10 protein-coding genes are annotated in these 14,100 nt (G+C 47.1%); 3 read left to right on the top strand and 7 right to left on the bottom strand.

Going from position 1 to position 14,100, the window contains the following annotated elements; genetic code table 11:
* Positions 1–92: 92 nt before the first annotated feature.
* The 7 genes from UWK_RS10920 to ftsY all read right to left on the bottom strand — a co-directional run bounded on the left by UWK_RS10920 (position 93) and on the right by ftsY (position 10,020).
* Entirely contained in the window at positions 93–3,755 is a 3,663-nt protein-coding gene (locus UWK_RS10920; RefSeq protein ID WP_015404426.1) for a translocation/assembly module TamB domain-containing protein, read from the bottom strand.
* A complete protein-coding gene (locus tag UWK_RS10925; RefSeq protein WP_167320742.1) occupies positions 3,752–5,533 on the bottom strand; it encodes an autotransporter assembly complex protein TamA in 1,782 nt (593 codons plus the stop codon). The genes UWK_RS10920 and UWK_RS10925 overlap by 4 nt, the downstream gene beginning before the upstream one ends.
* A 26-nt stretch (positions 5,534–5,559) precedes the next feature.
* On the bottom strand, positions 5,560–6,024 hold the full coding sequence (locus UWK_RS10930; protein WP_015404428.1) for a pyridoxamine 5'-phosphate oxidase family protein: 465 nt from the start codon (positions 6,022–6,024) through the stop codon (positions 5,560–5,562).
* A gap of 37 nt (positions 6,025–6,061) precedes the next feature.
* On the bottom strand, positions 6,062–6,676 hold the full coding sequence (locus UWK_RS10935; protein ID WP_015404429.1) for a LysE family translocator: 615 nt from the start codon (positions 6,674–6,676) through the stop codon (positions 6,062–6,064).
* A gap of 148 nt (positions 6,677–6,824) precedes the next feature.
* A complete protein-coding gene (locus UWK_RS10940) occupies positions 6,825–8,012 on the bottom strand; it encodes a pyridoxal phosphate-dependent aminotransferase (protein WP_015404430.1) in 1,188 nt (395 codons plus the stop codon).
* A gap of 35 nt (positions 8,013–8,047) precedes the next feature.
* Entirely contained in the window at positions 8,048–8,878 is an 831-nt protein-coding gene (locus UWK_RS10945) for a DnaJ domain-containing protein (RefSeq protein ID WP_015404431.1), read from the bottom strand.
* Positions 8,879–8,901: 23 nt separating this feature from the next.
* Positions 8,902–10,020 (bottom strand): signal recognition particle-docking protein FtsY, encoded by a 1,119-nt coding sequence (gene ftsY / locus UWK_RS10950; RefSeq protein WP_015404432.1) that lies wholly within the window; start codon positions 10,018–10,020, stop codon positions 8,902–8,904.
* Between the two features lie 295 nt (positions 10,021–10,315).
* On the opposite strand from ftsY, the gene UWK_RS10955 reads away from it, so the two are divergent.
* The 3 genes from UWK_RS10955 (at position 10,316) to selB (ending at position 14,097) form a co-directional block, all read left to right on the top strand.
* The gene (locus UWK_RS10955; protein ID WP_015404433.1) at positions 10,316–11,299 is read left to right on the top strand and encodes an Mrp/NBP35 family ATP-binding protein; all 984 of its coding nucleotides are present in this window, start codon (positions 10,316–10,318) and stop codon (positions 11,297–11,299) included.
* 212 nt (positions 11,300–11,511) lie between these two features.
* Entirely contained in the window at positions 11,512–12,141 is a 630-nt protein-coding gene (locus UWK_RS10960; protein WP_015404434.1) for an MBL fold metallo-hydrolase, read from the top strand.
* A 24-nt stretch (positions 12,142–12,165) separates the two neighbouring features.
* Entirely contained in the window at positions 12,166–14,097 is a 1,932-nt protein-coding gene (gene selB, locus UWK_RS10965; RefSeq protein ID WP_015404435.1) for a selenocysteine-specific translation elongation factor, read from the top strand.
* Positions 14,098–14,100: the final 3 nt, after the last annotated feature.

The following is a 14,100-nucleotide window of genomic DNA, read 5'->3' on the forward strand; positions in this document are numbered from 1 at the left end:
CTGCCTTTTTTTTGACCACGAGAATAACCCGTATTTCTCTCTTGAAGGGACTGTAAACAAATAGCTGGCAGTCTGGATTTATGACCAAATGGTCACCACAGGCGTGTAGGTACGACAGCAGCATCTTCAAGTTCAATGGTGTAGAAGATATCTCCGGCATTACTGCTTGTACCGGTTGTGGTCTGGAGATGAATATTGCGGTTCAGGCGATAGCGGGTTATAAACTCACTTTCACCCGTTTTCACATCCGTGCCCACTGAAACGGAAAGTTTACTGTTGATCTGCCTGCCAATGGAGAGTCTTGTCCCCGTTGATGTCTCTGGCGAGGATCCGGTGAGCAGGTAAGATATTACATGACTTTCAGACATCGGCGGGTTGGAAAAGGTGGTCAACCTGGGTTTTTTCAGTGGACCGATGGCATAGATTCCCGCCACAACATCTCCGACGGTACGTGTTGCTCGAAGATTTATGCCCGGCTGGCTTAACGGGCCACCGGCAAAAGAAATCACCCCTGTTTCTATATCAAGATCCTGACCATAGGCCCGAAAACTTCCCTGTTCAATATAAAAAGCACCACTGCCGATCATCTGTTCATCCGGTTCGGAGAGGATGGTTATTTGACCATTGATGTAGGTGTTAAACCCAAGTCCCACAAAGTGCACCCTGTCTTCAAGACTAATTTTGAGCAGCATACGAAATGGCGATTTTACCTCATTCTCCTTTTGTTGTTCCTGAAGAATAACCACGTCAGGAGAGGCTGACAGGCTGCCAGGTGGTAATTCCCGCAGTAAAATATCGGCTTTGGGAATGCTGGCTACTCCGGTGAGACTCACAAGGCCATTGTTTTTTTCAAAAAGAATGTCAGATGAAAGCAATATAGTAATATCGGGCAGGTTGACCAGTCTGAAGTTGTTGCCCTTAAGCGTAAGACGTGCAGGCCAACCCTTTTCGCTGTCAAGAGTTGCGTTTCCTTCAAGCTGCATTGATCCCTCGGGGGACTGGAGGCTTCCTTTAAGGGTTATCTCTTTGTTGTCTGCTGTAAGATCAAAACTGCTGTCCGTGAGATCAAGTCCTATCACAGGAATAAGGACGTGGCTAATGCTAAGTTGTCCATTTCCATCAATGTCAGGTTCTTCGACGGTTCCGAGAATTGTGAAATTGAGGTCTATGGCTCCACTTAAACCTTTAACATCGGGAACCAGAGCTTCGACCAGCTCGAAGTGTTTGGCATTAACCAGGAGAGTACCCTGAAGCTTCGCCTTGCCTCCAATATCTTTCTGGAGAAGATTTGGTGATTGTATATGACCACTCAGGATATTCGAATTTGCACTGATATGAAAGTCTGTCTCGAGGGCATCGTCAACGATCTTCAGTTTGAGGGCTAATCCTTCATGGGGAAGCGTCCCTTCCGCTTTCTCAGTTTGATAGGAGATTTCTCCAGGTGTTATTGCCGCAGTTGCATCAACTTTGAGTTTGTCTTTCATGGTGACCGTGGCCTGGGCAGAAAAGAGACCCGTCAGGCTCTCCAGAGTCTCGGGGAACCATGGGGAAAGCCAGTTAAGCGGAATTTTATTTATTCGTAAGTTTCCACTGGTATCTTTGTTTTCAGAATTCCACATTCCCTCAATACAGAGATCTGAATTGTCTCTTCTGAGACAGAGAGGGGCAAGCGAAGCAGCAGTCACAGAGGCGGAAATTGTTGTAGGCTCCTGCATCTGCCAATTACCGAGTTCCGTGGAAAGAATCGAAAATGTATCGAGCAGTCCACGCCATTTATCGTCACTGTAGCCTCCGCTGAGGGTAAGGCTGATATCCGCCATATCATGGTCTGCTTTGATTTGAACTGTGTGCTCTTCTCTGTTGCCTTTTCCCTGTAAATAAAAGGCGTTAATCAGGCTATATCCCGATTTGAGGCCGCCTGCGTTGAAAGTGAAAGAAAAGGGGTTGGTCCAGCTTAAATCGAGATCCACATCTGCTTGAATAGTATCCAGGGTTAAATCGGTGTAGGTAATGGAGTTTCCAGAAAGCGCGATGTCAATCTGTGGTTCTGTCATGCTCTTCCGTATCGTCCCGGAGGCTTTGATTTGTCCGGAGCTGTCTGGCAGGAGGTCTGAAAAATCTGCGATATCTGCTTTCCACTGCAGATTGGATTGTTCACCGAGGTTGCCAGAGGCAGTGATTGTTGCGCTGCCGGATGCCAGATTTAAATCCTCAATGCGGATATCATTTGGCTTTACTGTGATACCTCCCGTTCCGGTGATGGGGAGTTCCCGTAACCTGCCATTCAGACTGTCGATTATGATATTACTACTAACGCCATCCTCTTCAATAAAACCGTTCGATCCTATCAACCAGTTGAGTCTCCCAGGCCAGTCTGGGTAGTAGATTCCGGGATTGATCTGTGTGCCTTTTATTTTCAGGTTCCATTTGATATCTGGTCCCCACGCAACATCACCCTGGAGAACAACTTCGCCCCCCAAAAGGCCAAGAGTGAGCTGCAGGTTCTTGAGATTGTCTGCGGAACCTTGCGCGTTCAGGTTGACCGTGCTCGCTGGAAGGTCATTGCCGGTAAGCAGGCCATCAAGAACTATATGATAGGAATCAATAGTTCCTTTGAGGGTAGCTTCACCCTTGGGAGAGCCATAGTCTGCAGCTCCGTGAACGGGCCATTGCAGCTCCTGCCAGTGCAGCAGTAAATCGAAGAAGTTTTGTCCAATGTCAGCGATTCCTGTGATATCGAGAATAGCTTCGTTTTCTGGTTGTTTCAGGGTGAATTGTTTGATGTCAAGTGTGAGACTTTCAAGATTTACCTGAACGTTTATGTCTGCGTCCCAGTTGACTTCAGCTGCTGTTTTATCACGTATGCTAAGCGTTGAGGCAAGTTCTGTCTGCTTGAGTGTCCCGCTTGTGGTGAGTTTTCCCGTCACTCTTCCCGGGATATCCGGAGCGAAAGCTGCCGGGATAAGTTCAGCGATCGTGAGCTTTCCATGCCAGCCGGGATCAGAAAGGATCTCTTTCACGGTTATATCCAGATTGGCACTGATGTCGCCACTGATTTCTTCCACTATCTGCAATTCCTCCAGATCACCACTAAGGCTCCCTTTTATTGTTATGGTTGGAATCGCTTGACTTAGGGTCGTAACATCAGTTGTGAGCTGCAGGGGGTAATTGGCGTTGGGATGTATTTTCCCCCGTATCTGAATGGATGCCATGTCCGTGGTAACATTAAGTGTCTCGATCTGTATGGTGTCTTCGTCCCATGCCAGTTTAAGGGCTGCCTTGTCAATAGAAAGTGCTTCCGTGTCCGGGGCGGATAAGAAAGTGAAGTTGTTCAGGGCAAGTTTTTCAATGCTGAGCCTGATGGGCAGGGCGATTTCCGGCAGTGTTCCAGGGCCACTTTCTCGCTGGTTTACCTGGCTGTTCTGGGGAGTCGCTTCGTAGGAAACATCGTCTGCTAAAATTTCCAAAATGTGAAGGTGGAGTCTGAACAGGTCTGTACTCTTCCAGTCCAGTACCAGATGTCTGATCTGAGCAACACCTGTGGAACTGCTGAACCTGATATCAGCAAGTTCCAGGCGATCAAGAATCCTGCCTCTGGCAGTCCCTATCTGCAGATTTTCATCGAGCAGTTTCTCAGCCTGAACAATAAGAAATTGAGTTCCGCTTTCGGTGCCAAGCAGAAAGAACGCAGCTGTAAACAGAAGGGACACGAGTCCGAAGAAGGCAATCGCTGCGCCAGGGAGCCATTTTTTCACAATGTTGCTCCAAAACCAATATGAAATCGCCAATCATTTAATTCAGGACTTTCACTTACCGGATATGCAATATCGATACGCAGCGAACCAAAGGGTGCCAGCCAGCGCAACCCGACCCCTGCACCGACATATGCGTCCCCAAGTTTGTCATTGTAAGCATTTCCTGCATCTACAAATCCTGCTAATACCCAGGACTGGGAGACTCGATGATCATACTCCAGGCTCCCTGTTACTACATTTTTACCACCGACGCTGACACCATTAGCATTCTTCGGCCCCAGTGATTCGTATGAATATCCACGGACAGAAGTGTCTCCACCGGCAAAAAACCTGAGGGTGGCCGGGTACATGTCGAAGTCTTCAACCCAGGTTGTGCCTATCTCAATTTGTGTGTCGATACGGCCATTTTTGCCTAATCCCACCATGTACCTTCCCTTCATGTGAAGACGGGCATAGGATGTGTCGGAAAGAAGTGCTTCTGAGGCACCGCGAAGATCTATAAACAGATAGTCGCCGTATTGAGGGAAAATAGATTCTTCTGTATCTGAAAAACGAAAGGTTCCACCAAGACTGTAGAGAGCAGTGTTTTCGTCGGGCTCACCTTCAACACTGAACTGTTCGCTTGAAGCGAGGACGAAGCCTTTGTAAAGAAGTGTGTCGGCAAGGTTTCTTCGTACGAATGCTGTTTCCATTTCAAGGGTGGCACTGCTTGTGTCGGGAGTCTGGTCAAATTCATAACTGGCTGTCGATACCCATCTGTCAGTGAGAGGTTTTACAACCGGGATATTATACTGAGCCCGAATGATGCTTTCTGTCCAGGCAAGTTTGACAGAAAGCTCCGAGTGGTGGCCGTAACGATTGAGTAATCTGTCGTCCCAGCGTGCGGATCCACGAATTCCTGTGTCGGAATCATAGCCGACCCCAAATGTAAATTTATGTGGGGCAATCGGTTTCATAATCACAGTCAAAGGTAATTGTTGATCCAGTGATTCTTCGTAACGTGGGGTAATGGTTACTTCTCTGGCGTAATTACTTGCAATCAGATTCTGCTGAAATTCCAGCAGGGCCTCATAGGAATAGGGGGTTCCCTTTTCCATGGTGATGTATTTTGTGAGCAGGTCTGGATTAAGAAAATCCTGCAGAAAAGTGATATTTCCAAAGTAATACAGAGGACCGGTATCCATGTGAAGAGTTAATTTTGCAGTGTTGCTATCAAGATCAACCAGCCATTCACTTGTTATGAATCTTGCCTTTGGATATCCATTGGAAAAGGCTATGTTCATAAAAGTATTCTTTGCTGCTTCATACTCTGCATGGATCAGGGTTTTCCCTGCCTTTCTAAGGTAATCCTTTATGCTCTGCTGGAGTGCCGGATGGTTCATTCCTTCACCAAACCATTGTACGTCTCTACCTGTTATGACAACAGGTTCTCCCTTGTCTACTCTGTAGGTGGCGAACCATTGACCATCTTCTTCGATCAACGCCGAGCGAATCTCTGGAATATAATAGCCAAAGGGTTGCAGGGCTTCACGAATTTCCTGCGGCGCCTGCTGGTGTAGCTTCTTGATCCAACGCGGGGTGAGATCCTCGTCATTTTTCATTTTGTTGATATCGAGAAAAAGGAGGACATTTTGCCGAAAGGGGGCTTCGAGTCCGGTAAGGTCTACACTAAGAGGTGTTGCAGCCATGGCCGGAAAGGAAAACAGGATAAGGAGCAGGCTGAATGCAAGTTGGATGCTTCGTAAAACATACTGGCTGGGAATGCTTGGGAGGAACATAAAAATGTTCATAACAGAGCTTGTGACTACTGGGTGGGTAGTGATTGTTTGCCTGAAATACTTTCTATTGAGACCTTGATAACAGCAGTTGCCTGTACCATTTTGTCTGGGAAGTCAAATTGCTTGTCACTGTACTGTGCCATGATGATAGCAAGGGCAAATTTTTTCGCCTCGTTATTTTCCACTAGAGAAGCCTTGCCAAATCCTACAATGGACTGAAACTTCATACTCCAACTGCATGCTTTTTCGGCTGCAACCGTTTCAATGAGATGGTCAAACTCAAAACAGACATTCGGGTTGGTTGTAATCAGATTGATCTTTTTTCCCTCTTTGGCACCGTGGAAATAGAGTACATTGTCATGGTAGCCAAAGGAGAGCGGAATTACATAAGGTGTGTCTCCATCCACCATGGCAAGTCTGCAGATTTTCGCTTTTGCTATAATCGCAAGGAGTTCAGCGTGGTCTGTAATCTCTTTTTCTTTTCTTCGCATGATGGTTTTTTGTCTGGGTAAAAAAAGGAGGCGTTTCTCAATCTTTTAGTAAAATAGCACAGCCTGCTGTAATCATTACGCCTCCTGCACATCTGTTGGTCATCTTAAGAGCTTTTGCACTTTTAAAGAGTTGTCCGGCTCGCGCAGCTGTCCAGGCGTAGCAGAGAAGAACGCTTCCAAGGACTGTGGTAACCACGATGCTGATTGCCAGAATGTCAAGATGACTGAGGCTGGCAAGATCAACAAAGGTGGGAAGAAAACCGAGGTAAAAGAGAATGACCTTTGGATTTGCAAGGGTGATAATCAGTCCGCTACCAAAATTCTTTTTCCACGACAGTTCTTTAATGCCTTCTATGGAAACTGGTTCCGGCGCAGAACGCCATATTTTGATTCCCAGCCAGATCAGGTAAAGCCCGCCACCATATTTTACAAAGACAAAAAAGCTACCAAGTATTTCAGCCATGGCGGAAAGGCCATAGACAGCGAGTAGCAGGAATATAAGGTCTCCTGTGACAATGCCAAGTACTAGGATAGCAGCATGGGCAAAGCCATTGGAGAGGGCACGTGCCACCGTAGCAAAGACGCCAGGTCCTGGGGATGCTGCCAGGAGAAACATGGCAGCACCGAAGGTGATGAGTGTTAAAGTTGTCATGGGCTTTTGTTCAAGGTAGTTAGGCAAAAGGCTGAAGGGTTGATAAGAGTATTTTTTTTTCACCTTCAGCCTGATACAGGTATATAACGAACCCTGTTTATGTAGTAAAGAGACATATTACCACAAAACGGAAAATCGAGTTATAGCGTTACAGGGCCTTGGCCTTGTCCATGGCTCTCTGAAATGCAGCAGCGGATCCTGCTATAACGTCGTCACCGACGCAAAAGGCCAGTCTGAAGTAACCGGGTGCTCCAAATCCCTGACCAGGAACGGCGAGGATTTTTTCTTCCTGAAGAATTGCACAGAATTTCACATCATCTGCAATAGGTGCTTTTGGAAAGACATAGAAGGCACCCTTGGGTGGAATGAAGTCATATCCGGCGTCACTTAAAAGCTTACAGAAGGTTTCACGTCGCTTGACATAGATGGAGTTGTCGACACTTGCATCCTGAAGTTCTGCAACAACGCGCTGCATAAGAGCAGGGGCGTTGACAAAACCAAGAATACGATTGGCAAGGGTCATGGCATCGAGAAGGGCAGCTTTGTCAGCGATGTCGGGGTGTACAGCCAGGTATCCAATCCTCTCGCCTGGAAGAGAGAGATCCTTGGAGTAGGAAGAGAGTACGATGGAATTCTTTGTCGCCTGAAAGACGCTGCCCACCACATTATCGTCAAAGATGATTTTGCGGTAGGGCTCATCGGCGATCAGATAAATGGTGGTCTTCAGCTCCGCACCTTTCTTGTCCAGCAGTGCGCCGAGTTTGTTTAAGGACTCCTGGGAGTAGATTTGACCGGTAGGGTTGTTGGGAGAGTTGGTGATTACAACTTTTGTGTTTTCAGTGATAGCGGCTTCAATGGCTGCCATATCAAGATTAAACTCAGCATCGGTCTGGACAACCTTGCTTACTCCGCCATGGTTGTCAACGTAGAAATTGTATTCCACAAAGTAGGGAGCGAGAAGGATCACTTCCTCCCCGGGATTGAGTAGAGCTTTCATCACCACATTTAAGGCACCAGCAGCTCCACAGGTCATAAGCATATCGCCATGGAAGACATCTATGCCCTGCTCCTGGGACATTTTTCCGGCAAGTGCTTCACGTACCCACGGGTAGCCGCCGTTTGGCATATAGGCATGAACCATGGGTGTTTCGTCTTTAACGATTTCCTGAATAACCCTGTTGTACTCAGGCGGTGGCGGGACGTCGGGGTTACCGAGGCTGAAGTCAAAAACATTTTCGGCTCCGTATTTGGCCTTCATCTTGGCGCCTTCTTCAAACATCTTACGAATCCAGGATGATTTTTCGGCAAAGCCACGCATTTTTGTTGAAATAGTCATTTATTTTACTCCTTAATATGTCTCTTGATAAGCTTTTATTCTTTCTTCAGGAAATCATATGCAGCATTGATTTCTTTCATTTTTTCTTCGGCTACAGCACGGAATTCCTGGCCCAGGTGGTTCACCTTATCCGGATGATATTTCATGCTGAGTTTCCTGTACGCCTTTTTGATGGCATCCTTGTCTGCACCGGGACTGAGTCCCAGTACCGCATAATAATGATCCGTGGAGCCCCCCCTTCCTGAACTGCTCTGCTGCTGTCTGCCATACTTGTATTTTGCCTCGATGGTTCTTTTGTCATATTCCTTGATTTGCAGATAATCAGCAATATCCCGGGCTACCTTCAATTCTGCCTCGGGTACCTGTGTCTTGGTATAGAGCACCTGATAAATGAGTTCAAGAAGAATGAGGCGCGGTTCGTAGGCAAAGGTATTGCGGAATTCCAGAAGCAGGGATTCCATGGATTGTGTTGAGTCAACGGCCTCTCTAATAAGATCTTTGACCCAGTACATCCTGGTTTGATCATACCGGAGATTCTGCTGGAAAAAACGCTGAATGGTGGAGATTTCTTCTTTGGTTACAGTACCATCAATCTTGGCAATGCTGATGAGAATTTGAACCAGGAGCCATACAAATCGATTATGGCTCTCCGTCTGAGACGATTCGTATGTGGAAACCTTGCTTTTAATCCAGTAACTGAATCCCCAGAAAATACCAATAAATATCAGAACAGCTACAATGCCGGAGTAGAGGAGAAAACCAAGAAAGTTAAATAGCCCCGAGAAGCCACTGGTAAGAAGTATGAAAAGAAGCAGGACAAGAAGGCACCCTCCGCACCCTGGTTGTTCACGTCGTTGGTATTGCATGGTATTGGAAAATTATATAAATATTAGTGGTTGTGGGTTTCGTCACCAAAAAGGGCATTGATAAAGTCATCGGGATTAAAGTCGCGGAGGTCATCGATCTGCTCTCCAATACCGATAAAACGGATGGGGATTGAAAGCTCGCGGCAAATACAGGCAACAATGCCACCCTTGGCCGTGCCATCAAGTTTGGTGAGTGCAAGGCCGGTGATCCCAACGGCATCATTAAAAAGCTTTGCCTGGGAAACTGCATTCTGGCCTGTTGTGGCATCGAGCACCAGCAGAATTTCATGCGGGGCACCTTCAAGCCGTTTCCCCATGACCCGTTTTATTTTTTTCAACTCTTCCATAAGGTTGACCTGGGTGTGGAGGCGTCCTGCAGTGTCCACAATAACCACGTCGTATTCTTTTGCCACGGCAAGATCTATGGCGTCAAAGGCTACGGCCGATGGGTCAGCTCCTTCCTGCTGGTGGACAACGGTGACGTCGTTACGCTCTCCCCAGATCTTCAATTGGGCTACGGCGGCGGCGCGAAAGGTGTCTGCAGCAACAAGTAGAACAGACTGACCGGCCTGTTTGAACTTTTTGGTGATTTTACCAATCGTTGTGGTTTTTCCAACGCCATTCACCCCGACAACCATGATCACAAAAGGTCCCGATTCTGGCCTGACAAGTTCCGCCGGCTGGTCGGACTCCATGAGAAAAGAGCGTAACTTTTCTTTAAGTACGATTTTCAATTCCTGCGGGTCAGAGAGTGCGTTGCGCTTTACGTTTCTTCTGGCATCATCAAGGAGTTCCATGGTGGTGTTGATACCGAGATCCGCAGTGATCAGGATTTCTTCGAGCTCGTCAAAGAGGTCAGCATCGATCTCCTTTCTGCCGAGAAAGAGAGTGTCCATCCGGTGGACAAGTGACTCTTTGGTCTTGCTGAGGCGTGTGGAGAGGCGCTGAAACATCGTTCCTAATCCAGATGCTTCCTCCTTTTTAACTCCTTCTGTGGCGCTGTCTGACTTTTTGGGTTCTGTGACAGATGGCAGACACTCCGGGGAGGACAGAACGGTATCCGAGACTATTCCTTTCTCTTTTTCTTTTAGTGTGGCAGCCTCATCATTTTTTGAAAATTTCTTTTTGAACCAACCTAGCATTTATGGAATCCCTGTTAAGAACGAGTTGAATTGTGAAACATATACATGAAAAACTTTCCATACTACGGCTAGATCAAGAAGAAAGCAATAAAAACAGACACTGTTTGCTGCCATTTTACTATTCTAATTTGGGAGATGGAAAATATTTGCTTTTCCGGAGAACAGCATTAGTGTATGCCTTGGTTGTGAGCCGCCTGAGTGATCAGTTCATTAGCTGTGGCGCGACTGTTTGCGGCTGGAAAATAACAGATAATTCTGTTTTATAAACGTTTATATATTGTATGAGGAGAATGTTATGTCTAGTTCATGTGGATCAAGTAGTTCCTGTTCAAGCAGTTCTTGCGGTAGCAATACCAAAGAATCCCAACAAGCTAAAATGGCGCAGCAGGACAATGCCATTACCCGATCTCTTGGGAAGATCAAAAATAAAATTCTTGTAATGAGTGGAAAGGGTGGGGTAGGTAAGTCCACCGTCTCGGTCAATCTGGCACTCGGTCTTGCAGCAAGAGGTCATAAAGTTGGGTTGATGGATGTTGATCTTCATGGCCCGGATGTTATTCGGATGCTTAATCTTAAGGGAAGCCTTGAGGCGCCAAAGAATCCCAATGATCTCGTTGCTCCCCTTCAGTACAATGATAACCTTAAGGTGGTTTCCCTTGAATATATGATGAAAAATCGGGACGAGGCTATCATCTGGCGCGGTCCCTTGAAAATTCAGGCTATTCGTCAGTTCGTCGCTGATATGGATTGGGGTGAATTAGATTACCTCATCGTGGATGCTCCTCCAGGAACCGGTGATGAACCCCTTTCCGTTGCTCAAACGATTCCTCACGTGAAGGCTATAGTTGTTACAACCCCCCAGAAGGTTGCCCTGGCCGATGTCCGGAAATCGCTCAATTTTTGTAAGACAGTTGAAATGGATGTGACTGGTATTATAGAAAACATGTCAGGATTTGTCTGTCCTGAATGTAACACTACCGTGAATATCTTTAAGACTGGCGGCGGGGAGGAGCTTTCCCGTGAATTTGATTTGCCTTTCCTTGGTGCTGTTCCCATGGATCCGAAGGTTGTTATCGCTGGAGATGATGGTGTTCCCTATCTTTCATCCGATGCCAAGAGTCCCGCAACTGCGGCTTTTGCCAAGATAATTGATGCTGTTGAGCTGCGTCTGCCTCCAGTTGCCGCCCCCGTAACCCTGAACATGGCTTCTACTGATTCTGGTTCTTCGGATTGTGGTTGTGGCAGTGGGGGATGCAATCCAAATACCTGTGATTGCTGATATGCGGTAAAATATTTGTCAGCACCACCTGTGCCCGATCTTCCTTTTCCATACAGCGAAAACTATTATGGGAAAGGGGATCGAACACATGTGAGGCACTGCTGAACGTTTCCCTCTGGGTATACTACTGGTAAAGGACTTGAAAGAGATTCTCAGTGCTTTGAGTTGTTTCTCTTCAGTCTTCAGCCTTTAACTTCTCTTTTCCTGAATATATGTTCTTAAAACAAATTACCGTTGGTTCGATGGGAGTGTGCTGCTATATTGTCGGCTGCTCCAAAACTTCCCTGTGTGCTGTGATTGATCCCGGCGGCGATGAGGATACTATCCTCGAAGAAGTAAAGAAGGCCGGACTTACCATCGATAGTATTATTGCCACCCATGGTCATCCTGATCATGTGTGCGGCAATCGAATACTTAAAGAGGCAAGTGGCGCCGATATTATCATGCACGAAGCTGATTCTGCGTTTTTCAGTAAACCTGAAGTGCAGAATTATTTTTCCATGCTTGGCCTTGAACCGTCTCCTCCTGCGGATCGTACCGTGAAGGATGGTGACGTGATCACTGTTGGTGAGGAAGAACTTCTTGTTATCCATACTCCTGGACACACCCCTGGCGGGATCTGTCTCTACTGTGCTCCGGATCTGATCACTGGAGATTCTCTGTTTGTTGGCGGTATCGGAAGAACTGATTTTCCCGGTGGCTCTCATGATGAGCTGATCAGGGCCATCAAGGGAAGACTGCTTAGCCTACCACCGGAAACAGTTGTCTGGCCGGGACATGGTTATGGTGGGTCTCGTTCAACCATCGAAGAAGAGGCCCGATCTAATCCTTATTTGAGCTGATTATTCAATAACCAACAATTCCTTATGCGTGAAATAGTCCTAGGTACAGCAGGTCATGTTGATCATGGCAAAACCAGTTTTGTTCGTGCGCTTACCGGTATTGAGACCGATCGTCTCAAGGAGGAAAAAAAGCGTGGGATTACTATTGAACTGGGGTTTGCCTACCTTGACCTTCCCTGTGGCCATCGCCTGGGAATTGTGGATGTACCTGGCCATGAAAAATTCGTAAAAAACATGGTGTCCGGAGTCTCTGGCATGGATCTTGTTGCTTTTATCATTGCAGCAGATGAAGGGATTATGCCGCAGACAGAGGAACATTTTGAAATCTGTCGTCTGTTAGGAGTGAAACAGGGGATCATCGTCATTACCAAAAAAGACATGGTGGATGAAGAGTGGCTGGAGATGGTCACCGAGGAGGTACGGGAATACTGTAAAGACAGTTTTCTTGAGGATGCGCCTCTCGTCCACGTCTCTTCCACCACCGGCGAGGGGATAGACGAGATACGTGGGCTTCTCAATACATTCGTTGCAGGACAGCAATTTAAAGAGGTGCATGGACCTTTTCGTCTTCCCGTTGATCGTATATTTGCCATGAAAGGTTTCGGGGCTGTGATTACCGGAACCTCCATGTCTGGACGCGTTGCCATTGGAGAGGAACTCTGTTTTTATCCCACTGATATGGTTTCTAAAGTACGTGGTATCCAGGTACATTCCGCGGAGGTTGAAACCGTGGAAGCCGGGCATCGTACTGCCATAAATCTCCAGGGTGTGGATACTGCTGCAGTGGCTCGCGGAATGGTTGCCGCTACCCCCGGCAGTCTCTTGCCAGGCTATATGCTGGACTGTGAATTCCTTTATCTTGCGTCAAATACAAAACCTTTAAAACACCGGACTCGGGTTCGGATCCATCTGGGAACAGCTGAGGTCATGGGCAGAATTTCACTCCTTGACCGTGATTTATTGCAGCCTGGAGATACGGCCAGTATACAGATCCTACTCGAAGAGGCTGTTGCGGTGTGGCCCGGGGATCGCTATGTGGTTCGCTCCTATTCGCCCGTCGGCACCATAGGTGGCGGCGAGGTTCTTGGCAATATGCCTCCGCGGAAACGCAAGCGTGTCACCGAGCGTGATCGAGAGGCGAACATCCGGAGTTTTACTGTATTGCGTGGTGAGGACGTAGAAGAGAAAATTCTGCTGTTTCTACGAGAAAGTGGAACCTCGGGACTCACGTTTGATGAACTCGCAGTCCGTCTTGGGATCTTTGGAAAACAGCTGAAAAAAATAATTACCACTCCCTTATCATCGAGAAAAATTGTGGTGGTGGATTCCTCCAGCCAGCGCTATCTTGCCAAAAGTGTCAGTGACGGTGTGGAAGAAGTTGTGTTAACAAACCTTGGACGCTATCATAGTTCAAATCCACTGCAGATAGGTCTGTCAAAGGAGGAACTGCGTTCAGGGCTTGGATCCAATGTTGATCAGAAGGTCTTTCACTTCTGTCTCCTGGAGCTGCAGAAGAAGGAACTGGTTGCTCTGGAAGATTCAGTGGTACGACTTGCCTCGCATCAGGTTGCTCTACAGGCTGATGAGAAGAAATTACAGGAGGATCTTGAGCACTGGTATCGGGAAAAAGGCTTAATCGCTCCAACCATGCGGGAGAGCATGGAACAGTTCAATGATTATCCGGAATCGCTGGTGAAAGAGGTCTTTGGGATTTTGCTGAGAGAAGGTAAACTGGTGAAAGTCAGCGAAAGCCTTTATTATGACGCTGCTGCCATTGATGCATTACGCGAGAAAATGACAGCTTTTATCGAAAATGAAGGGGAGATCGATGCCCCGCGCTTTAAAAATCTCACGGGGCTGACACGGAAGTTCTCCATTCCTCTTCTTGAATACTTTGATCGTATGAAGCTTACTATTCGAGTGGGCGATAAGCGCGTTCTGAGAAAAACACGATAACAG

The sequence above is a fragment of the Desulfocapsa sulfexigens DSM 10523 genome (assembly GCF_000341395.1).
GTDB lineage: Bacteria > Desulfobacterota > Desulfobulbia > Desulfobulbales > Desulfocapsaceae > Desulfocapsa > Desulfocapsa sulfexigens.

Coding starts and splice junctions, on each gene's coding strand:
- UWK_RS10960 (WP_015404434.1), top strand. CDS start 11,512: ATGTTCTTAAAACAAATTACCGTTGGTTCGATGGGAGTGTGCTGCTAT.
- ftsY (WP_015404432.1), bottom strand. CDS start 10,020: ATGCTAGGTTGGTTCAAAAAGAAATTTTCAAAAAATGATGAGGCTGCC.
- selB (WP_015404435.1), top strand. CDS start 12,166: ATGCGTGAAATAGTCCTAGGTACAGCAGGTCATGTTGATCATGGCAAA.
- UWK_RS10930 (WP_015404428.1), bottom strand. CDS start 6,024: ATGCGAAGAAAAGAAAAAGAGATTACAGACCACGCTGAACTCCTTGCG.
- UWK_RS10935 (WP_015404429.1), bottom strand. CDS start 6,676: ATGACAACTTTAACACTCATCACCTTCGGTGCTGCCATGTTTCTCCTG.
- UWK_RS10945 (WP_015404431.1), bottom strand. CDS start 8,878: ATGCAATACCAACGACGTGAACAACCAGGGTGCGGAGGGTGCCTTCTT.
- UWK_RS10940 (WP_015404430.1), bottom strand. CDS start 8,012: ATGACTATTTCAACAAAAATGCGTGGCTTTGCCGAAAAATCATCCTGG.
- UWK_RS10955 (WP_015404433.1), top strand. CDS start 10,316: ATGTCTAGTTCATGTGGATCAAGTAGTTCCTGTTCAAGCAGTTCTTGC.
- UWK_RS10925 (WP_167320742.1), bottom strand. CDS start 5,533: ATGTTCCTCCCAAGCATTCCCAGCCAGTATGTTTTACGAAGCATCCAA.